Consider the following 19,797-nt stretch of genomic DNA (forward strand, 5'->3'; position numbering starts at 1 on the left):
GTCGCGGGTCAGAACCTCTGGACCTTGAGGCCGAGGACCTTCTCGGTCACCACCACGACCAGCAGCGTCATGACGATGCTGATGGTGGAGACGGCCGCGGCCTCCGGCGTGAAGTTCAGGCGAAGATAATCGAACAGCTGGATCGGCAGGGTCGAGGTGCCGACGTCCTTCAGCAGGAACGAGATCGCGAAGGTGTCGAAGGAGATGATGAAGGCGAACAGGCAGCCGCCGATCAGCCCCGGCTTGATCAGCGGCAGGGTGATGCGCACGAACACCCGCCACGGCCGGGCGCCGAGGCTGCGCGCCGCCAGCTCCCACGACCGGTCGAAGCCCTGCAGCGAGGCCGAGACGTTCATGAACACGAAGGGCAGGGTGATCAGCACATGGCCGGTGACCAGCGCCACCAGGTTCCGGGTGCCGATGCCGATCGCATAGAAGAAGAACAGGAGCGCGATCGCCGTCAGCACCTCGGGCAGCAGCAGCGGCGCCAGCACGGCGATGCGGATCGCCTCCTTCGCCCGGCCGGCATGGCGGGCGTGGTACAGCGCGGCGGCGGTGCCGATCGCGGCGGACACCAGGGTCGCGATGGTGGCGACCTGCAGCGAGGTCCAGATCGCGGTGACGAACACCTCGTTGCCGAAGAACGCCTCGTACCAGCGCAGCGACAGGCCCTGCGGCGGGAAGGCCAGGAAGGCGCCGGCGCTGAAGGAGGCACCGACGACGACCAGGATCGGCGCCAGCAGGAAGGCGTAGACCAGGCCGCAGAAGATCGGGAACAGGATCGGCCGCCGCTGCTTCATGCCGCCCACCGCATCCGCGTGGCCCGGGCGAACAGCACGACGCAGAGCCCGCCGGCGACGCTGAGCATCAGCGCCAGCGCCGAGCCCAGCGGCCACTGGAAGGCGTCGGTCAGGGTGTCGACCACGGTCAGGGTCATGGTCTTCACCCGCATGCCGCCGATCAGCACGGGTGTGACATAGGCGCTGAGCGCCAGCACGAAGACCAGGATGCAGCCGGACTGGATCCCGGGCAGGGCCAGCGGCAGCACGATGCGCCGGAACGCCACCCGCCGCGTGGCACCGAGCGACCGCCCCGCCGCCTCCAGCGCCGGGTCGATGGTCTGCAGCGCCGCCATGACCGGCAGGATCATGAAGGGCAGGAAGACATGGGTCAGGGCGATGACGATGCCGAGCGTGTTGTACATCAAGGGCAGCGGCGTCAGGGTCAGGCCGAGCGACCGGGCCGCCTTGTTGATCACGCCGTTGTTGCCGAGCAGGATGGTCCAGCCGAAGCTGCGGACCACGATCCCGACCAGCAGCGGCGACAGCACGATGCCGTACAGCACCGGGCGCCATCGCGACCGGCTGCGGGCCAGCTGCCAGGCGACCGGGAAGCCGACCAAGAGCGTCGCCGCGGTGGTCAGCATCGCGATCCACAGCGTGCTGCCGAGCTGGCTCAGGTAGTAGCCGTCGGTCAGGGCGCGCTGGTAGTTGCCGAGCGTCAGTCCCGGCCCGTAGGGCGCGCCGGTGGCCGGCGGCCGGAAGCTCATCAGCACGATGTTGAGATAGGGCACCAGCAGGAACACGCCGAGCAGCACCGCCGCCGGTGCGATCAGCAGCCAGGTCCAGGGCAGCCGTTTGCGCCGGGCGGTCATGGCGCCTCCGGCACGACCCAGAGCGGGGCGGCGGGCGGCCGCACCGCCACGCGCTGCCCCTCGGCGAAGCGGGTCTGGGTCAGGCTGTGGGCCTCGACATCGCTGCCGTCCGGCAGCCGGATGCGGTAGTTGACCATGGCTCCCAGATAATAGCGGCCCTCGACCACGCCCTCCGTGGCCGTGGTGCTGATCCCGGCCGGGGCCAGGGTGATGGCCTCTGGCCGCAGCAGGGCCCGGACCGAAGCGCCCGGGGCGGTACCGTTCAGCCCGTCGGCGGCGCAGTCGCCGAACACGGTCCGGATCTTGGCGTCGGCGCCGTTGGCCACGACGATGCCGGGCAGCAGGTTGGCTTGGCCGACGAAGCTCGCCACCCTGGCATCGGCCGGCCGCTCGTAGATCGCTTCGGGCGCTCCGGCCTGGGTGATGCGGCCGCCGAACATCACCACGACGCGGTCGGACATGGTCATCGCCTCGGCCTGGTCGTGGGTGACGTAGATGGTGGTGATGCCGACCCGCCGCTGCAGGTCGCGGATGAACACCCGCATCTCGTCGCGCAGCCGGGCGTCCAGGTTGGCCAGCGGCTCATCCAGCAGCAGGATGCTCGGCTCGATCACCAGCGCCCGGGCCAGGGCGACGCGCTGCTGCTGGCCGCCGCTCAGCTCGCGCGGGTAGCGCTCCTCCATCCCGCGCAGCTGCACCATCTCCAGCACCCGGGCGACACGGGTTGCGGTCTCGGCCCGGCCGACCTTGCGCATCTCCAGTCCGAAGGCCAGGTTGCGGGCCACGGTCATGTGCGGGAACAGGGCGTAGGACTGGAACACCATGCCGATGTCCCGCCGCTCCGGCGGCAGGGCCGAGACGTCGCGCCCGTCGAAGGCGATGCTGCCGTGCTCGGCCTCCTCGAATCCCGCGATCAGCTTCAGCGTGGTGGTCTTGCCGCAGCCCGACGGGCCCAGCAGCGAGACGAACTCGCCGCTTGCGATCGACAGCGACAGCCGGTCGACCGCGCGGGCCGCGCCGAAGCTGCGGGTCAGCTCTGAAATGACGACTTCGGTCACTGGAAGGTCCGGTTCCAGCGTTCCGTCATCTCGGTGGCATTGGCGTTCACCCAATCCCAGTCCCAGGCGAGGATGCGGCTCATCTGCTCGCCATAGACCGGCACGTCGGCGCGCAAATCCTCCGGCACCTCGACCGTGCGGTTGACCGGGGAGACGAAGAACTCCCGCGCCAGCATCAGCTGGGTCTCGGGCGACAGGATGAAGTCGATGTATTTGTACGCCAGCTCCCGCGCCGGGGCGTTGGCGCAGATGCTGAAGGTCTGGTCCCACATCAGCAGGCCTTCCTCCGGCACGATGCAGTCGACCGGCAGCCCCTGGTGCTTCAGCCGCGCGATCTCGCCGAAGTCGTAGGGCGCGACCACGATCTCGCCGGTCGACATCAGGGTCGACATGTTGAAGTCGGTCTGCAGCACGGGGGCCAGCTCGCCCAGCTTCTCATAGGCCTTGTCCAGGTCCTGCGGGCCGCTGCCGAACAGCTTGCCGGTCAGCATCACCATCGCCTTGCCGGCCGAATTGACGATGTTGTAGAGGCCGATGCGGCCCTGGAACTCCGGGTTGGTCCACAGGTCTTTCCAGGATTTCGGCGGGGTCTGCACCAGGTCGGTGCGGTAGCCGAGGCCGAGCGGCGAGATCATGCCGACCGCGGCCCAGCCGTCGCCGGTCTGGGCGATCGGGTACAGATCCTTGTAGTGAGGCACCAGCGAGAGGTCGAACTTCTCGAAATACCCCTCCTTGCGCAGCAGCGAGGCGAAGACCTCGTTCATCATCACCATGGAATAGGGCGGCTGGTCCTTGCCGGCTGCGCGCAGGGTCGAGGTGAAGGTGCGGCCGAAGCCGATGTCGAGCTTGGTCTTGGCACCGGTCGAGGTCTCGAAGGCAGGCACCAGGCTCTTGCGCCAGAACGCCTCCCAGACCCCGCCATAGGTGGTGATCACCAGCTCCTGCGCCGCGGCCGCCAGGGCCGGGAAACGCAGCATGGCCGGGCCCATCAGGGCCGCGCATGCCATGACAACCTGCCGTCGAGTGGGCTGCATGTCTCAATCTCCGCTGTTCGTGGCCTCGCTGTGGACCGCCGACCCGGGCGGCGCCTCCCCGCGGGACCTCTGCCGGGTCCCTTGGCGTTCTCCGAGACCATTTGGAAACGCTACTGGTGCGGCCGTCTGGAGGCGGTTTCTCCGCTTCCGGTGCTCACGGACCCAAACGTCCGCTGCGCGCCGGTTCTCGAAACCACCACCAGCCGACTCACACCAGCGCATTTCCAAACGGTCTCTCAGGACGCCTTCTTGCGGTATTCGTAGTTCTTGTTCAGCCGATCCAGGAGATAGTCGCCGTAGCGCACCGGCGGGTGGCGCGGCGCCTCGCCCGGCGCCAGGATGGCGGCGGGGCAGTCAACCACCGAATCCATCGACGGGTCGTAGAAGAAGGGCTGGGAATAGCGCTCGCGGCCGCTCAGGTTGAGCACCCGGTGCGGGGTCGAGGCGAAGCGGTCGTTCGACCAGCGCGCCAGGATGTCGCCGACATTCATCACGAAGGTGGTCGGGATCGGCGGCGCCGGGATCCAGTCGCCGGCACGGTTGCGGACCTCGAGCCCGCCGACCGAATCCTGCGCCAGCAGGGTGATGAAGCCGTAATCGGTGTGCGGGGCCGACCCGAACAGCCCTTCCTCGCGCCGCTGCTCCGGATAGTGCAGCAGGCGGAGGAAGAGGGTGGGGCGGTCGAAATGCGGCAGGAAGTAGGTCGGCGGCAGGCCCAGCGCCTCGGCGATCGCCACCGCCATGTCGCGGCCCAGGGCCGACATCGCCCGCATGTAGTCGAGCGCCGCCTGCCGCAGCTCCGGGATCTCCGCCGGCCACTGGTTCGGGCCCTGCAGCGGCTCGCCCAGCGCCGGGTCGTCCTCCGCCACGTCGTGCATCACCATCAGGGATTCGCTCTGGTTCGGCTTGGTGACGTTGGCGACGGAAGAGGTGACGATGGTCGAGGTGCTGAACGGCATGTAGCCGCGATGCGCGCCGTTCATGCGGATGCGCAGCTTGGCCTCGGCCGGCAGGTCGTGGAACTTCACCGACAGCCGGTGCAGCCGCTCGCCCAGTTCCGCCGGCACGCCGTGATCGGCCAGATAGACGAAGCCGATGGTCTCCAGCGTCCGGCGCAGCTCGGCCACCGTGCCGGCCCGATCTTCCGGCCTGGCGCCGCCGCGCAGCGGCGACACGTCCAGCACCGGGATGTTCGAGAATTCTCCCCGACCCATGCGCAAGCTCCCCTGTTTGGGATATCTGTATACAGAAACTCATTTCTGTATACATTTTTCTGACAAGCAAGGAGGCGAGTTTGGCCGAAGCCATCATCATCGACACCGATCCGGGGCAGGACGACGCCTTCGCCATCCTGCTGGCGCTGGCGTCGCCGGAGCTCGAGGTCCTCGGCCTGACCACCGTCGCCGGCAACGTCCCGGTCGCGGTCACCGCCGCGAACGCCCGGCGGGTGGTGGAACTGGCAGGACGATCGGAGATCCCGGTGCGGGCCGGCTGCGAGCGGCCGCTGCTGCGGCCCGCCCGCTTCGCCGAGGAGGTGCACGGCAAGTCCGGCCTGGACGGCTGGGATTTCCCGGCCCCGGCGCGGCCGCCGGAGCCCGGCCACGCGGTTGACTGGATGGTCGAGACGCTGCTGGCCCGGCCGGATGGCGCCACCACCCTGGTGCCGGTCGGTCCCCTGACCAACGTCGCCATGGCGCTGCGCCGCTGCCCGGCGATCGCCCGCAAGATCCGCCGCATCGTGCTGATGGGCGGCGGCTTCTTCCAGGGCGGCAACATGTCCCCGGCAGCGGAGTTCAACATCCTGGTCGACCCGGAGGCCGCCGCCATCGTGTTCGGCGCCGGCATCGACCTCGTCGCCGTGCCGATCGACTGCACCTATGCGGCACCGACGCCGGACAGCTGGATCACCGATCTGGAGGCGCTGGGCACCCGCGTCGGGGCCGCCGGCGCCGGGATGATGCGGTTCTTCCAGCGCTTCGGGAACGAGAAATACGGCACCGCCACCCGGCCGCTGCACGACGCGCTGGCGGTCGGGTACCTGCTGTGGCCGGATCTGTTCACCGGCCGGCGCTGCAACATCGAGATCGAGACGGCATCACCGCTGACCCTCGGCATGACCGTGGTCGACTGGTGGGGCATCTCCGGCCGTCCTGCCAATGGCATGTGGCTGACCGGATGCGATGCGCCGGCCTTCTACGGGCGGATGCTCGAGCGCCTGGCCCGGCTGGGCTGACGCTACAGCGGCGGCGCGGCCAGCGCGTCCTGCAGTGCCGCGAGGAAGGCCTGCGCGGCCAGCGACAGCGGCCGCCGCTTGGGCACGATCAGGCCGATCGAGACCGGGATGCGCGGCGTGAAGGGCCGCACGGCGATGCCGGGCGCCGCCGCCGCGTCCCAGACCGAGTACTCGTCGACCAGGGCCAGGCCGCGGCCGCGCTCGACCAGCTTGCGCACCACATGGCTGTGGTTGGCCGAGAGCGGGTTGCGGATCTGCACGCCCTCGTCGGCCAGCGTCTTGGCGATCGCGGCGCCGAAGGGCAGGGTCTTCGGATAGGTGATCAGCGGCAGGCCGGCCAGGTCGGCCGCCTTGATCTCACCGTGCCGCGCCAGCGGATGCGCCGGCGGCATGATGCAGACCATCGACCCGGTGCGCAGCGTCTGCGCCATCAGGTCCATCTCCTGGCTCGGATGATGGACCAGGCCGAGGTCGTAGTTGCCGCGGCTGACGAAGGAATGGATCTTGTCGGAATCGAGGATATCGATCTGGACGAACACCTCCGGGTGGCGGGCGTTGAAGGCCTCGACCACCAGCGGCAGCAGGGCCACGCCGAAAGTGGCGAGCGTGGCGACCTGGACGAAGCCGCTCTTCAGCCGCGCTAGGTCGACCGACAGGCTCTCGAAGAAGGCCAGCTCCTCCATCAGCCGGGCCGCATGGGTGAACAGGATCTCGGCTTCCGGCGTCGGCTGCAGCCGGCCGCCGCTGCGCTGGAACAGCGCGATGCCGATCGAATCCTCCAGCTGCTTCAGCGATTTGCTGGCATTCGGCTGGGTCGTGCCCAGGGCCGCCGCAGCCTCGGTGACCGACCCGGTCTTCATGAACACCATCAGGGTCTCGAGGTGCCGGATCTTGATCTTGTGCATGGCGTCCCTGCTCATTCCAATTCGGAATGGAAAGCTCGATTAAATGAATTTTCCATGACGGCGCGGGGCTGCCTAGCATCGTTTCGCGATCACCGGGCGGGCGAGGCACCGCCGGATCAAGAATTCGAGCGCAGGGCCACGAATACGTGCCGGAAAACGGCACGGGGTCCGCCCTGCGGACACGGGAAGGCTTCGGTTCACGACGTCGGGAGACGCGTCATGGCGTTCGGCTGCGCGGTCGGAATGGGCATCGATGTCGCCGCCGGTTGATCCGGTCGCCTCCGACGCCGCCCTGCCGGCCAGGGTCGACGTGGTCGTGGTCGGCGGCGGCATCGTCGGCGCCGCGACCGCGCTGTCCCTGGCCGAGAAGGGCCTGTCGGTCGCCCTGTGCGAGAAGGGCCGCATCGGCGGCGAGCAGTCCAGCCGCAACTGGGGCTGGTGCCGCAAGATGGGGCGCGACCCGTCCGAGCTGCCGCTGGCGATCGAAAGCCTGCGCCTGTGGGAGGGGATGAACGCGCGGGTCGAGGCCGAGACCGGCTTCCGCAAGAGCGGCATCCTCTATCTCTGCGAGACGCCGCAGGACATCGCCCAGCACGAGGCCTGGCTGGAGCACGCCCGCCAGTTCCAGCTCGACTCCCGGCTGGTCGACGGCGACGAGATCGCCCGGCTGCTGCCGGGTGCCGCGCGGCGCTGGCCGGCGGCCCTCTACACCCCGAGCGACGGCCGGGCCGAGCCGCAGAAGGCCGCCCCCGCCATCGCCGAGGCGGCGCGCCGGCGGGGCGCGGCGGTGCTGACCGGCTGCGCCGTGCGCGGCATCGAGACCACGGCCGGGCGGGTCGCCGGCGTGGTCACCGAGAAAGGGCCGATCGCCTGCGACGCGGTGGTGCTGGCCGGCGGCGCCTGGTCGCGGCCGTTCTGCGGCAACATGGACCTGGCCTTCCCGCAGCTGAAGATCCTCGGCTGCGTCATGCGCACCGCGCCGCTGGAGGGCGGGCCGGAGGAGGCGGTGGGGGCGTCGAACTTCGCCTTCCGCAAGCGGCTCGACGGCGGCTACACCATCGCCCAGCGCAACGCCAACCTGGCGCCGATCGTGCCGGACAGCTTCCGGTTGTTCTTCGACTTCCTGCCGGCGCTGCGCAAGCAGCGGCACGAGCTGCGGCTGCGCATCGGCCGCCGCTTCATCGAGGAATGGCGCCTGGCGCGCCGCTGGGCCCTGGACCAGGCCACGCCCTTCGAGCAGGTGCGGGTGCTGGACCCGGTGCCGGATGACGGCATCCTCGACGAGGGCCGCGCCAACCTGGTCAAGGCCTTCCCCGCCTTCGAGCGCATGGTGGTGCAGGAGCGCTGGGCCGGGCTGGTCGACGTCACGCCGGACGCGGTGCCGGTGATCTCCGCGGTCGACGCGGTGCCCGGCTTCTTCATCGCCAGCGGCTTCTCCGGCCACGGCTTCGGCATCGGCCCCGGTGCCGGCCGGCTGATGGCCGACCTGGTGGCCGGCGACGCCCCGGTCGTCGACCCGGCCCCGTTCCGCTACGCGCGCTTCGCCAAGGCCCCGCTGCGGGCTGCGGCCTAGGAGGAGCGCCATGGTTTCTCGTTCTTCGGTTTCGTGAGGTCACCTCGCATGGCTTGGCGCATTGGCGTGGATTCCGGCGGGACGTTCACCGACGTCTGCCTGTTCGACGACGCGAGCGGGCGGCTCGACGTCTGGAAGGTCTCCTCGACCCCGGACGACCCGTCCCGCGGCATCGTCCAGGGGGTGGAGGAGGGGGCGGCCCGGGTCGGCGCCGAACCGGGCGCGATCGGCTATTTCGGCCACGGCACCACGGTCGGCACCAACGCGCTGATCCAGCATCGCGGCGTTCGCACCGGCCTGCTGACCACCGACGGCTTCCGCGACCTGCTGGAGATCGGCCGGCAGAAGCGTCCGGACCTGTACGACCTGCAGGCCGACAAGCCGGAGACGCTGGTCAGCCGCGACCTGCGCATCGACATCCCGGAGCGCATCCGCCACGACGGGACGGTCGAGACCCCGCTGGACGAGGCGGCGCTGCGCCGGGCGGTGCGCGACCTGCGCGCGGCCGGGGTCGAGGCGGTGGCGGTCAGCTTCCTCTACGGCTTCGTCCGCAGCGAGCACGAGGAGACGGCGCTGCGCATCCTGGCCGAGGAGTTCCCGGAGGCCTTCGCCTGCGCCTCGCACGGCGTGGCGCCGGAGTTCCGCGAATACGAGCGGGTCTCGACCACGGTGGTGAACGCCTATCTCGGCCCGGTGATGCGCGGCTATATCGAGCGGCTGGGACAGCGGCTGTCGGAGATCGGGGTCAAGGCGGCGCCGCGGCTGACCCAGTCGAATGGCGGCGTCATCAGCTTCGAGACGGCGGCGCGGCTGCCGGTCCGCACCGTCCTGTCCGGGCCCAGCACCGGCGTGGTCGCGGCCCAGGCGATCGGGGCGGTCGCCGGCTTCCCGGACCTGATCACCTTCGACATGGGCGGCACCAGCACCGATGTCGCGCTGCTGGCCGGTGGCCAGTGCCGGCTGGCGGGGGAGGCGGTGGTGCATGGCTATCCGATCAAGGCGCCGATGCTGGACATCCACACGGTCGGGGCGGGGGGCGGCTCGATCGCTTACGTCGACAGCGGCGGGCTGCTCAAGGTCGGGCCGCGCAGCGCAGGCGCCTTTCCCGGGCCGGTCTGCTACGGCCACGGCAATGACGAGCCGACGGTGACCGATGCCAATGTCGTGCTGCAGACGCTGAACCCGGTGTCGCTGCTGGGCGGCCGCATGGCGGTGCGCCGCGACCTGGCGGAGGCCGCGATCGGCCGGCTGGCGCAGCGGCTGGGCCTCGGGCCGATGGAGACGGCGCAGGGCATTCTCACCGTCGTCACCGCCAACATGGCCAAGGCGATCCGCGTCATCAGCGTGCAGCGCGGCCACGACCCGCGCGACTACACGCTGATGGCCTTCGGCGGCGCCGGGCCGCTGCACGCCGCCCGCATGGCCAAGGAGCTCGACATCGGCCGGATCCTGGTGCCGCAGACTCCGGGGATCCTCTGCGCCATGGGATTGCTGCTGACCGATCTGCGCGCCGATTTCGCCGCCACCCGGCTGACCACGCTGGACCCGGCGGCGCTGCCCGCGGTCGGGGCCGCCTTCGACGGGCTGCTGGTCCGGGCCGAGGAGTGGTTCGCGCAGGAGGAAGTGCCGCAGGGCGCCCGGCGGATCACCCGCACGGTCGACATGCGCTATGCCGGCCAGAACTACGAGCTGCCGGTGGCGCTGCCGGACGGGCCGGTCGGGCCGGCAACGCTGGAGGCCCTGGCCGCCGGCTTCGCCAAGGCGCATGAGCGGCAATACGGCTTCGTCGCCGCCGGCGAGCCGGTGCAGCTGGTCACCTTCCGGGTCGAGGCCGCGGGCGTCGTCACCAAGGCCAGCTTCCAGCCGCAGCCCGATGCCGGGCCGGAGGCCGGGCATGCCGTCACCGGTGCGCGCGAGGTCTGGCTGCCGGAGGCGGGGGGCTGGGTGTCCTGCCCGGTCTATGACCGCGCCCAACTCAAGCCCGGCAACCGCATCGCCGGCCCGGCCGTGGTCGAGCAGATGGACAGCACCACCGTCATCCTTCCCGGCATGACGGCCCATGTCGAACCCTATCTCAACCTGGTCCTGGAGGTCCGATGAGCGTCGCCGTCCCCGAGCGCCGCGAGGCCGCGCTCGACCCGATCACGGTCGAGGTCATCGGCAGCGCCTTCGCCTCGATCGCGGAGGAGATGGGGGAGGCGCTGGTCCGGGCCAGCTACTCGACCAACATCAAGGAGCGGCGCGACTGCTCGACCGCCCTGTTCGACCTGGCCGGCAACACGCTGTGCCAGGCCGAGCACATCCCGATGCATCTCGGCAGCTTCATCGGCATCATCCCGCACATCATGAAGCGCCATCCGCTCGACCGGATGCGGCCGGGCGACGTGTTCATCGGCAACGACGCCTATGAGGGCGGCGGCACCCATCTGCCCGACATCGTGCTGGCGGAGCCGATCTTCGTCGACGGGCGGATGGTGGCCTGGGCGGTCAACACCGCCCATCACGCCGACTTCGCCGACCGCGGCCACGCCCATATCTACCAGGAGGGGATCCGGATCCCGCCGATCCGGCTCTATCGCGCCGGCCAGTTGAAGGCCGATGTGCAGGAACTGGTGCTGCTGAACTGCCAGGTCCCGCGCGAGCGCCTGTCCGACTTGCGGGCGCAGATGGCGGCCAACCGCCTCGGCGTGCAGCGGATGACGGCGCTCTGCGCCAAATACGGCGTCGACGTCGTGCTCGCGGCCGGCGCCGCGCTGCAGGATTATGCCGAGCGCAAGATGCGCGCCGGCATCGCCGCGATCCCGGACGGCACCTACCGCTTCGCCGATCGTTTCGACAATCCGGAGCTGGACGGCGAGCTCGACTTCGTGGTCGAGATCATCGTGGCCGGCGACGAGATGAAGCTGCATTTCGACAGCCCGCCGCAGGTCCGCGGCGGCCTCAACGTCGTCTACACGGCGCTGCTGTCGACGGTCTATTACGCGGTGAAGACGGTGGTCGACCCGACCATCCTGCCCAATGCCGGGCTGGCGCGGCCGCTGACGGTGACGGCGCCCGAGGGCACGGTGCTGAACTGCGTCCATCCGGCGGCGGTCAACGGCCGGGTGGCGACCTGCCAGCGCATCGCCGACCTGATCCACGGCGCCCTGGCCCAGGCGGTGCCGGAGCGGCTGACCGCGGCCAGCAACGGCTCCTGCGCCTCCGCCACCTTCATGGGGCGCGACCCGAAGACCGGCGGCCTCTGGGTCTATCTCGAGACCATCGGCGGCGGCAGCGGCGCCCGGGCCGGCAAGGACGGGCTCGATGGCGTCCATGTCCACATGACCAACACCTCGAACCTGCCGGCCGAGGCGTTGGAGCTGGAATATCCGCTGACCCTGCTGCGCTACGAGCTGGTCGACGGCTCCGGCGGCCCGGGCACGCGGCGGGGCGGCATGGGGCTGCGCCGGGTCTACCGGGCCGAGGCCGATTGCCGGGTGCATATCGACGGCTCGCGCCTGCGCTCTTCCCCCTGGGGGCTGGAGGGCGGGCAGGAGGGCGGCCGCGGCGGCTTCGTCTTCGGCCCCGGCGTCGCGCCGTTCGACCACGGCAACGGCGACCTGAAGCGCGGCGACGTCATCGAGATCATCACGCCGGGCGCCGGCGGCTACGGCCCGCCCTCCGGACGCGCGGCCGAGGCGGTCCGGCGCGATGTCGCCGAAGGACGGATCGACAGGGAAACGGCGCAGAGGGTGTACGGCGCCGCACTCTGACCACGACAACAAACAGGGAGAGGTCATCATGCTCTTGTCCCGTCGCACATTGCTCGCCACCGGGCTCGCCGCCGGCGCCGTGCTGCCGGCGCTGCGCCTGCCGGCCTGGGGCCAGGCGTCGCCGGACACGCTGCGCTTCGGCCTCTCCAGCTATCCGCCGAACCTGCAGCCCTGGGTGAATTCCGGCGGCGCCGCGGGCTCCGTCTCGGCGCTGCTGCATCGCGGCCTCCTGTCCTACGACGCGGAGGGCAAGCTGCAGGGCGAGCTGGCCGAGAGCTGGCAGCCGGAGGGCGACAAGGCCTGGGTGTTCCGCCTGCGGGAGGCCTTCTTCCACAACGGCGCCCCGGTCACCGCCGCCGACATCCAGTGGAACATCGAGCAGATCGCCGCCGAGAAATCGACCGCCTATCTGCGCACCCAGCTGCAGGGGGTGGAGCGGGTCGAGACGCCGGACGAGCGCACCGTGCGCCTGGTCATGAAGCAGCCGACCGTCTGCGTGCCGCACTGGTTCGCCAACTACTACATGCCGATGGTGGCCAAGGACTCGACCGCCGACGACCCGCTCGGCATCGGTGCCGGGCCCTTCGTGCTGCAGGCGCAGGACCGCGGCGTCTCGCTCGACCTCGTCGCCTTCGACAAATACTACAAGCCCGGCCTGCCGAAGCTGAAGGCGGTCAGAATCGTCGCCTATCCGGACGAGAACCTGCGGGTGGCGGCGCTGCAGGCCGGCGATGTCGACCTGATCGACTACGTCCCCTGGCAGTCGATGCAGTCGATCGAGGCCGACCAGAACCTGAAGCTGGACAACCAGCTCGGCCCCTTCATGTACCTGACCTTCAACGGCCGGACCGGCCCCTTCGCCGATCCGCGCATCCGCAAGGCGGTGGCGCTGGGCATCAAGCGCGACGAGATCGTGCAGGCGGCCTTCTTCGGCCGCGGCGCGCCGCTGGAGGGCCTGCCCTTCCCGCCGGGCACGCCCTTCTACGACGAGGTCGCTGCGCATGGCTGGCGCTACGACCTCGACAAGGCCAAGGCGCTGCTGGCCGAGGCCGGCGTGGCCGACGGCTTCTCCTGCACGCTGCTGTCGACCGCGCAATACGGCATGCACAAGAGCACGGCCGAGGTGATCCAGCAGAACCTGGCCGAGCTCGGCATCCAGGTGGAGCTCAACATGCCGGACTGGCCGACCCGGGTCAGCCTGGGCAATCGCGGCCAGTACGAGTTCGCGGTGATGGGCACGGCGATGGAAAGCCCGGACCCGGAAAGCCTGTCCTCCTTCGTCGATTCCTCGCTGTCGCCGTCCTACATCCGCAGCACCGGCATCACCGTGCCCGGGCTGAACGAACTGCTGGCGGCGGGGCGGGGCGAGTTCGACACGGCCAAGCGCCGCGAGATCTACGCCAAGGCCGACCAGCTGGTTCTGGACCAGGCGCCGATGGTGACGCTGGCCTACCGGGCCCAGGGCTTCGCCATGCGCAAGGCGCTGCAGGGCTTCCGCAACCTGCCGGGCGGCCTCAGCTTCTATTCGGTCAGCACCGTGGACCAGTCCTTCTTCGCCTGAGGGGGCGATCATGCTCTGGTTCCTCAAGCGCCTCGCCGTTTCGATCCTGCTGATCTGGCTGGTCGCCAGCATCGTCTTCCTGGCGATCCATCTGGTGCCGGGCGACCCGGCAGAGACCCTGCTGTCCCAGGGCGGCGTCGCGCCCGACCCGGCGATCGTCGAGGATCTGCGCCGGCAGCTCGGCCTCGACCGGCCGGTGCTGGCGCAATACGCCCACAGCCTGTGGGGCCTGCTGCAGGGCGACCTGGGCGTGTCGATGCTCGATGGCAGCCCGGTGGCGCGGGAGATCGGGCGCCGGCTGCCGCGGACGCTGGAGCTGATCGGCGTCGCCGCGCTGATCAGCCTCGTGATCGGCATCCCCGCCGGCACGCTGGCCGCCCTGCGCGCCGGCGGCTGGTTCGACCGCATCGCGTCGGGCCTGTCCGGCCTCGCCCAGGCGGTCCCGGTCTTCGTCATCGGCACGCTGCTGGTCATGGTCTTCGCCCAGCAGCTGCGCCTGGTGCCGGCGGGCGGCTATGTCCCCTTCGCCCAGAACCCGGCGCAGCACCTGATCCTGCTGCTGATGCCGGCCGTCACCATCGCGTCCGGGCTGGCGGCGATCGTCTTCCGCGTCATGCGTGCCGCGGCGCTGGAGGTGATGCCGCAGGACTTCGTCCGCACCGCCATGGCCAAGGGCGTGACGCGGCGGCAGGTGCTGACCCACCACGTCATCCGCAATGCGCTGATGCCGGTGGTGACGGTGGTGGCGCTGCATCTCGGCAGCCTCTTGGGCGGCACGGTGCTGGTCGAGTACGTCTTCAACTGGCCCGGCCTGTCGGGGCTGCTGGTCGGCGCGGTCAACGCCCGCGACTATCCGGTCGTCGTCGGCGTGGTGCTGGTGATCTCGATCCTGTTCGTCGGGCTGAACCTCGCGGTCGACATGCTCTACGCACTCCTCGATCCGCGCGTGCGCCGGGCATGAGACGGATTCCCTGGATCGCGGCCGGGGCGACCGCCGGCCTTCTGCTGATCGCCGCGGCGGCGCCGCTGCTCGGCCTCGCCGACCCTCTGGCGATGGCGATGAAGAGCCGCTTCGCCGGGCCGACGGCGGCTCATCTGCTGGGCCAGGACGAATATGGCCGCGACGTCCTCTCGCGCCTGGTCTGGGGGCTCAGGACCTCGCTCTTCGTCGGCCTCGCCGCCTCCGCTCTGGCGGGAGTCCTCGGCACCGCGCTGGGCATCCTCGGCGGCTATCTCCGCGGCGTGGCGGAGGTGCTGGCGATCCGGTCGATGGACGTGGTGCTGTGCTTTCCGCCGCTGCTGCTGGCCCTCCTGGTGGTGACGCTGCTCGGCCCCGGGATGCTGACTCTGATCCCGGTCCTGGCGCTGGTCTATCTCCCGGCCTTCACCCGGCTGACCTATGCCGGGGTGCTCTCCGTCCGCTCGCAGGACTATGTCGAGGCGATGCGGGCCCAGGGCGCGGGCGGGCTCGAGATCATGACCCGCACCATCCTGCCCAACGTCGCCGGGCCGATCCTGGTGCAGTTCAGCCTCGCCACCGCCTCGGCCGTGGTGCTGGAATCCGGCCTGTCCTTCCTCGGCCTCGGCGTGGTGCCGCCGGCGCCGTCGCTGGGGGTGATGATCGGCGGCGCCCGCGCCACCATGGCCCAGGCGCCGCTGCTGCTGCTGTGGCCCTGCATCGCGCTGGTCCTCACCATCCTGGTGCTCAATGCCCTGTGCGACGGGCTGCGCGATTTCCTGGATCCCAAGACCCTGGTGCGCCGGCCCTTCCGGCGCCGCCAGGCAGCCGCCGGTCCGGCCGAGGCCGTGGTGGAGGAGGGCGCGGTGCTCGACCTGGATCGCCTGTCGATCCAGATCGACGCGCCGCCGCAGCCGATCCCGGCGGTTCGCGACGTCTCGCTGCGCATCCGCCCCGGCGAGACCGTGGCGGTGGTGGGCGAGAGCGGGTCGGGCAAGTCGCTGACCAGCCTGGCGGTGATGGGGCTGCTGCCGCCGGTGGCGCAGGTCGGCGGAGGCGCGGTGCGGCTGCAGGGGGCGGACCTGCTGCGGCTCGACGCCGAGGCCGTGCGGCAGCGCCGCGGCCGCAGCATGGCGATGGTGTTCCAGGACCCGGCGTCGAGCCTGAACCCGGTGCACCGGGTCGGCGACCAGATCGCCGAGGCGATCCGTGCCCACCGCGCCATCTCCGGCGCCGCCGCCTGGCGCGAGGCGGTGGCGCTGCTGCGTCGCGTCGGCATCCCGGACCCGGAGCGGCGGGCGCGGTCCTTCCCGCACGAGCTGTCGGGCGGCATGCGGCAACGGGTGATGATCGCCATCGCCATCGCCAACGACCCCGCTTTGCTGATCGCCGACGAGCCGACGACCGCGCTCGACGTCACCATCCAGGCGCAGATCCTCGACCTCCTGGCCGAGCTGCGGCGGCAGAGCGGCATGGCCCTGCTGTTCGTCACCCACAGCCTGCCGGTGGTGTCCGAGATCGCCGACCGGGTGGTGGTGATGTATGCCGGCGAGGTGGTGGAGGAGGGGCGCACCGGCGAGGTCTTCGGCGCCCCGCTGCACCCCTACACCGCGGCCCTCCTGGCCAGCGCGCCGCGCGAGGACGGGCCGCCGCCGCGCGGCATCCCCGGCGTGGTGCCGGCGCCGGACGCGCTGCCTGCCGGCTGCGCCTTCGCCCAGCGCTGCCCGATGCGCGCCGGCGCCTGCGAGGCGGCGCGGCCGCAGCTTGTCGAGCCCGCCATGGATCGGAGGACGCGATGCCTGCGCTGGAGGGAGCTGTGACGCCGCTCGTCGTCGCCGAAGGCATCGGCCGCCGCTTCGGCGGGCGCGGCGTGTTCGGGCTGGGCCGGCCGGTCCAGGCGGTGACCGATGTCAGCCTGTTGCTTGCGCGCGGCGAGACGGTCGGGCTGGTCGGCGAAAGCGGGTCGGGCAAGAGCACGATTGGCCGGCTGCTGCTCGGGCTGCAGCCGCTCAGCGCCGGGCGTGTGCTGTTCGACGGCACCGATCTCTCCGGCCTCGGCCGGGAACCGCTGCGGCAGCTGCGGCGGCGCATGCAACTGGTGTTCCAGGACCCGTTCTCCAGCCTCGACCCGCGGCGCCGGGTCGGCGCCCAGATCGCCGACGGGTTGCGCATCCACCGCCTGGCCGACGAGGCGGCGCGCCGGCGGCGGGTGCGCGACCTCCTGGTCCAGGTCGGGCTGCAGCCGGAGCATGCCGACCGCTATCCGCACGCCTTCAGCGGCGGCCAGCGCCAGCGCATCGCCATCGCCCGGGCGCTCTCGACCGAGCCGGATTTTCTGGTGGCGGACGAGCCGGTCTCGGCCCTCGATGTCTCGGTCCAGGCCCAGGTCATGGCGCTCTTGTCCTCGCTCAGGGCCGAGCTCGGCCTGACCATGCTGTTCATCAGCCACGATCTGCCGGTGGTGCGCCACCTGTGCGACCGGGTGGTGGTGCTGTATCTCGGCCGGGTGATGGAGGAGGGGCCGGTGAGGACGATCTTCACCGCGCCCCGCCATCCCTACACCAGGGCGCTGCTGTCGGCGGCGCCGTGCCTCGCGGCCGACGGGCGGCCGCAGCGCATCCGCCTGGCCGGCGAGCCGCCGAGCCCGCACGACCCGCCCTCCGGCTGCGTTTTCCGCACCCGCTGCCCGCACGCTCTGCCGGCCTGTGCCGAGGCGGTGCCGCGGCTGCGCGATGCGGCGGCCGGCCACCGTTTCGCCTGCATCCGCGACGATGTCACACAGCCGCCGATCGTCCTTCCGGTCGAGCCGAAGCGTGACTTGATGCTTGACTCCATCCATAGTGGACGATCACAATCATAATCTCAGCTCCAAAGAAACGATCGAATGTCAGGACCAGTGCCCGGCTCGTGATCATTCGATTGTGTGCTGTCTGATCATCGAGCGATGAAAAAGAAGGCAAGATGTGCCTGTGGTAGGCATTCTTCGTTCATCGGAATTGTGTCAGTTCTTCCAGGATGAGGAGGACATGATACACAAGACACCGCTCGAGCCGTCGCTGTGGTACGCCACGGCGGCCGCGGCGCCGGAGACGACGGCGCTGGACGGGACCGTCGACGCGCCGGTCTGCGTGATCGGCGCCGGCTACACCGGCCTGTCCACCGCGCTGCATCTCGGCGAGCGCGGCGTCGGCGCGGTGGTGCTGGAGGCGGAGCAGATCGGCCATGGCGGGTCGGGCCGCAACGCCGGCCACTGCACCCCGACCTTCCATGTCCACGAGATCGCGACCGTCCGGCGGATCCTGGGCGAGCCCTTCGCCGCGCGGCTGATCGAGCGGCAGACCAACGCCGCCAACCTGGTCTTCGACGTCATCCGCCGCTATGGCATCGACTGCGAGGCGGTGCAGACCGGCTACATCCACGCCGCCCACGCCACCGCCGCCCTGGCGAAGCTGGAGCGGCGCTGCCGGGAATACGCCCAGGTCGGCAAGGCCACCCGGATGCTCGACCGCGACGAGGCCCAGCGCCTGACCGGGTCGCCGCGCTTCTGCGGCGGCTGGTTCCATCCGGAGGGCGGGCATCTCAACCCGCTCGGCTATGCCCGCGGCCTGGCGCTGGCGGCGATCTCGCGCGGCGCGCAGATCTTCACCCGATCGCCGGTCACCGCGATCCGACCGCTGGGCGGGCGCTGGCGGGTCGAGACCCCCACCGGCGCCGTCGTCGCCGACAAGGTGGTGTGCGGCACGGGCGCCTACACCGACGGATACTGGCCGGGGCTGGAGCAGAGCTTCGCCCGGCTCGGCGTCGCCGTGCTGGCGACCCAGCCGCTCGGCGACAACGTCCGCCGGACGATCGCGCCGGACAACAACACCGTGGTCGACAGCCGGCGCGACATCTCGATCTGGAAATACGACAAGGACGGGCGGCTGGTGACCTCGCTGTTCGTCGAGGGAAGGCGTGGCACGGACCCTGCCTACACCACGGCGCTGATGCGGCGGAAGCTGCAATGGCTGCTGCCGCAGCTCGGCGACATCGAGTTCCAGTACAGCTGGTCCGGCGCGCTCGACATGCAGCCGCGCACCTTCCCGCGGCTCTACGGCCTGGCGCCCGGCATCGTCGCGTCGCTCGGCTATTCCGGCCGCGGCGTGCCGACCGGCACGATGATGGGCACGGTGCTGGCCGATTGGGCGACGGGGACGCCGCCGCAGGATCTCGCTTTGCCGGTCGAAACGCTGCAGCGAGCGCCCGTCTACATGAGCTTCATGCCGCGCGTCATGCTGGCCTGGTCGCGGATCCGCGACCAGCGCGCCGCACGGCGCGACGGCCTCGACCCGCCGCCGTTTTGACCATGCGGAACCGTCAGTTGACCCACTTCACCGAAACCAAGGACGGCTGTGCCCGCCATGAGCAATGGCCGCATCGAGGGACGCGCCGGCCGCGCCCGCCCGCGGAGCAATCCGCAGATCCCGAAGACGATCGACTTCTCGGAGATCGACTTCGACATCTTCACCGACCTGCTCAGCTTCTACGTCCGCACCGTCAACCTGCTGGTCAGCCGCGACCTGGACCAGCAGATGGCGGCGCTGGAGGTGGCCGGCGGCACCGGCAAGATCTCGACGCTGCTGCTGGTCGGCCGCAACCCGGGCATCCGGCCCTCGGTGCTGGCGCATTTCATCTTGAAAGACCGTTCGGCCATGGGCCGGCTGCTCGACCAGCTGCAGCAGGCCGGGCTGATCGAGCAGAAGATCGCGCCGGAGGAGCGGCGGGCGCGCGAGCTGTACCTGACCGCCAAGGGCCGGCGCGTCGCCGGGCAGGTGCGCGCCGTCGCCCGTCGGCAATCCGCCGACTTCTTCTCGATCCTGAGCGGGCAGGAGCAGGCCGATCTGCTGCGCCTGCTGCGCAAGGTCTATGTCGGCTACGTCGAGCAGGCGCCATCGGGCGACTAGCCGCTCCGGCCCAGCTTCTTTTTAGTCCCCCCTCCCCTTGCGGGAGGGGGGCAGGGGGAGGGGGCTGCGCGCGTCCGCGCGCGAATGCGAATGGAACCTGTCTCTCCATTCAACCCGGCCTACGGT

Annotated in this window: 16 protein-coding genes; 10 read left to right on the forward strand and 6 right to left on the reverse strand. The window is 70.6% G+C overall.

The window, feature by feature from the left end; all coding sequences use genetic code 11:
- Positions 1–8: 8 nt before the first annotated feature.
- From ACFW16_RS16255 to ACFW16_RS16275, 5 genes are all read right to left on the reverse strand, one after another.
- Positions 9–800 carry an ABC transporter permease gene (locus ACFW16_RS16255; protein WP_380306748.1) on the reverse strand — a complete coding sequence of 264 codons (792 nt, stop codon included), beginning with the start codon at positions 798–800 and terminating at the stop codon, positions 9–11.
- Positions 797–1,654 carry an ABC transporter permease gene (locus tag ACFW16_RS16260; RefSeq protein ID WP_380306750.1) on the reverse strand — a complete coding sequence of 286 codons (858 nt, stop codon included), beginning with the start codon at positions 1,652–1,654 and terminating at the stop codon, positions 797–799. Before ACFW16_RS16260 ends, ACFW16_RS16255 begins: the two co-directional genes overlap by 4 nt.
- Entirely contained in the window at positions 1,651–2,712 is a 1,062-nt protein-coding gene (locus ACFW16_RS16265) for an ABC transporter ATP-binding protein (RefSeq protein WP_380306752.1), read from the reverse strand. Before ACFW16_RS16265 ends, ACFW16_RS16260 begins: the two co-directional genes overlap by 4 nt.
- Positions 2,709–3,719: a PotD/PotF family extracellular solute-binding protein gene (locus ACFW16_RS16270; RefSeq protein ID WP_380306754.1), complete on the reverse strand. Its 1,011-nt coding sequence runs from the start codon at positions 3,717–3,719 to the stop codon at positions 2,709–2,711. Before ACFW16_RS16270 ends, ACFW16_RS16265 begins: the two co-directional genes overlap by 4 nt.
- A 263-nt stretch (positions 3,720–3,982) precedes the next feature.
- The gene (locus ACFW16_RS16275) at positions 3,983–4,960 is read right to left on the reverse strand and encodes an isopenicillin N synthase family dioxygenase (RefSeq protein ID WP_380306756.1); all 978 of its coding nucleotides are present in this window, start codon (positions 4,958–4,960) and stop codon (positions 3,983–3,985) included.
- Positions 4,961–5,040: 80 nt separating this feature from the next.
- Here ACFW16_RS16275 and ACFW16_RS16280 point away from each other — a divergent pair, with 80 nt between their 5' ends.
- A complete protein-coding gene (locus tag ACFW16_RS16280; protein WP_380306758.1) occupies positions 5,041–5,979 on the forward strand; it encodes a nucleoside hydrolase in 939 nt (312 codons plus the stop codon).
- Positions 5,980–5,981: 2 nt separating this feature from the next.
- Here the strand turns inward: ACFW16_RS16280 and ACFW16_RS16285 are convergent, their stop codons facing one another.
- On the reverse strand, positions 5,982–6,884 hold the full coding sequence (locus ACFW16_RS16285; RefSeq protein WP_380306760.1) for a LysR family transcriptional regulator: 903 nt from the start codon (positions 6,882–6,884) through the stop codon (positions 5,982–5,984).
- Positions 6,885–7,137: 253 nt separating this feature from the next.
- Between ACFW16_RS16285 and ACFW16_RS16290 the strand changes: the two genes are divergently transcribed.
- The 9 genes from ACFW16_RS16290 (at position 7,138) to ACFW16_RS16330 (ending at position 19,671) form a co-directional block, all read left to right on the forward strand.
- Positions 7,138–8,457 (forward strand): NAD(P)/FAD-dependent oxidoreductase, encoded by a 1,320-nt coding sequence (locus tag ACFW16_RS16290; protein ID WP_380306762.1) that lies wholly within the window; start codon positions 7,138–7,140, stop codon positions 8,455–8,457.
- Between the two features lie 48 nt (positions 8,458–8,505).
- The gene (locus ACFW16_RS16295) at positions 8,506–10,557 is read left to right on the forward strand and encodes a hydantoinase/oxoprolinase family protein (RefSeq protein ID WP_380306764.1); all 2,052 of its coding nucleotides are present in this window, start codon (positions 8,506–8,508) and stop codon (positions 10,555–10,557) included.
- The gene (locus ACFW16_RS16300; RefSeq protein WP_380306766.1) at positions 10,554–12,209 is read left to right on the forward strand and encodes a hydantoinase B/oxoprolinase family protein; all 1,656 of its coding nucleotides are present in this window, start codon (positions 10,554–10,556) and stop codon (positions 12,207–12,209) included. Before ACFW16_RS16295 ends, ACFW16_RS16300 begins: the two co-directional genes overlap by 4 nt.
- A gap of 28 nt (positions 12,210–12,237) precedes the next feature.
- The gene (locus ACFW16_RS16305; RefSeq protein ID WP_380306768.1) at positions 12,238–13,770 is read left to right on the forward strand and encodes an ABC transporter substrate-binding protein; all 1,533 of its coding nucleotides are present in this window, start codon (positions 12,238–12,240) and stop codon (positions 13,768–13,770) included.
- A 10-nt stretch (positions 13,771–13,780) separates the two neighbouring features.
- Entirely contained in the window at positions 13,781–14,731 is a 951-nt protein-coding gene (locus tag ACFW16_RS16310) for an ABC transporter permease (RefSeq protein WP_380306770.1), read from the forward strand.
- On the forward strand, positions 14,728–16,548 hold the full coding sequence (locus ACFW16_RS16315; RefSeq protein WP_380306772.1) for a dipeptide/oligopeptide/nickel ABC transporter permease/ATP-binding protein: 1,821 nt from the start codon (positions 14,728–14,730) through the stop codon (positions 16,546–16,548). Before ACFW16_RS16310 ends, ACFW16_RS16315 begins: the two co-directional genes overlap by 4 nt.
- On the forward strand, positions 16,524–17,588 hold the full coding sequence (locus tag ACFW16_RS16320; RefSeq protein ID WP_380306774.1) for an ABC transporter ATP-binding protein: 1,065 nt from the start codon (positions 16,524–16,526) through the stop codon (positions 17,586–17,588). Before ACFW16_RS16315 ends, ACFW16_RS16320 begins: the two co-directional genes overlap by 25 nt.
- 166 nt (positions 17,589–17,754) lie before the next feature.
- Positions 17,755–19,071, forward strand: coding sequence for an NAD(P)/FAD-dependent oxidoreductase (locus ACFW16_RS16325; RefSeq protein ID WP_380306776.1), 1,317 nt, complete (start codon positions 17,755–17,757; stop codon positions 19,069–19,071).
- Positions 19,072–19,128: 57 nt separating this feature from the next.
- Positions 19,129–19,671: a MarR family winged helix-turn-helix transcriptional regulator gene (locus tag ACFW16_RS16330; protein WP_380306778.1), complete on the forward strand. Its 543-nt coding sequence runs from the start codon at positions 19,129–19,131 to the stop codon at positions 19,669–19,671.
- Positions 19,672–19,797: the final 126 nt, after the last annotated feature.

It is taken from the genome of Inquilinus sp. NPDC058860 (genome assembly GCF_042743185.1).
Classification (GTDB): Bacteria; Pseudomonadota; Alphaproteobacteria; order DSM-16000; family Inquilinaceae; genus Inquilinus.

Excerpts from the sequence above, each read along its gene's own strand:
- ACFW16_RS16300 (WP_380306766.1), top strand. The coding sequence starts at position 10,554 with ATGAGCGTCGCCGTCCCCGAGCGCCGCGAGGCCGCGCTCGACCCGATC.
- ACFW16_RS16320 (WP_380306774.1), top strand. The coding sequence starts at position 16,524 with ATGCCTGCGCTGGAGGGAGCTGTGACGCCGCTCGTCGTCGCCGAAGGC.
- ACFW16_RS16310 (WP_380306770.1), top strand. The coding sequence starts at position 13,781 with ATGCTCTGGTTCCTCAAGCGCCTCGCCGTTTCGATCCTGCTGATCTGG.
- ACFW16_RS16305 (WP_380306768.1), top strand. The coding sequence starts at position 12,238 with ATGCTCTTGTCCCGTCGCACATTGCTCGCCACCGGGCTCGCCGCCGGC.
- ACFW16_RS16325 (WP_380306776.1), top strand. The coding sequence starts at position 17,755 with ATGATACACAAGACACCGCTCGAGCCGTCGCTGTGGTACGCCACGGCG.
- ACFW16_RS16255 (WP_380306748.1), bottom strand. The coding sequence starts at position 800 with ATGAAGCAGCGGCGGCCGATCCTGTTCCCGATCTTCTGCGGCCTGGTC.
- ACFW16_RS16315 (WP_380306772.1), top strand. The coding sequence starts at position 14,728 with ATGAGACGGATTCCCTGGATCGCGGCCGGGGCGACCGCCGGCCTTCTG.
- ACFW16_RS16295 (WP_380306764.1), top strand. The coding sequence starts at position 8,506 with ATGGCTTGGCGCATTGGCGTGGATTCCGGCGGGACGTTCACCGACGTC.
- ACFW16_RS16275 (WP_380306756.1), bottom strand. The coding sequence starts at position 4,960 with ATGGGTCGGGGAGAATTCTCGAACATCCCGGTGCTGGACGTGTCGCCG.
- ACFW16_RS16285 (WP_380306760.1), bottom strand. The coding sequence starts at position 6,884 with ATGCACAAGATCAAGATCCGGCACCTCGAGACCCTGATGGTGTTCATG.
- ACFW16_RS16270 (WP_380306754.1), bottom strand. The coding sequence starts at position 3,719 with ATGGCATGCGCGGCCCTGATGGGCCCGGCCATGCTGCGTTTCCCGGCC.
- ACFW16_RS16330 (WP_380306778.1), top strand. The coding sequence starts at position 19,129 with ATGAGCAATGGCCGCATCGAGGGACGCGCCGGCCGCGCCCGCCCGCGG.
- ACFW16_RS16290 (WP_380306762.1), top strand. The coding sequence starts at position 7,138 with ATGTCGCCGCCGGTTGATCCGGTCGCCTCCGACGCCGCCCTGCCGGCC.
- ACFW16_RS16260 (WP_380306750.1), bottom strand. The coding sequence starts at position 1,654 with ATGACCGCCCGGCGCAAACGGCTGCCCTGGACCTGGCTGCTGATCGCA.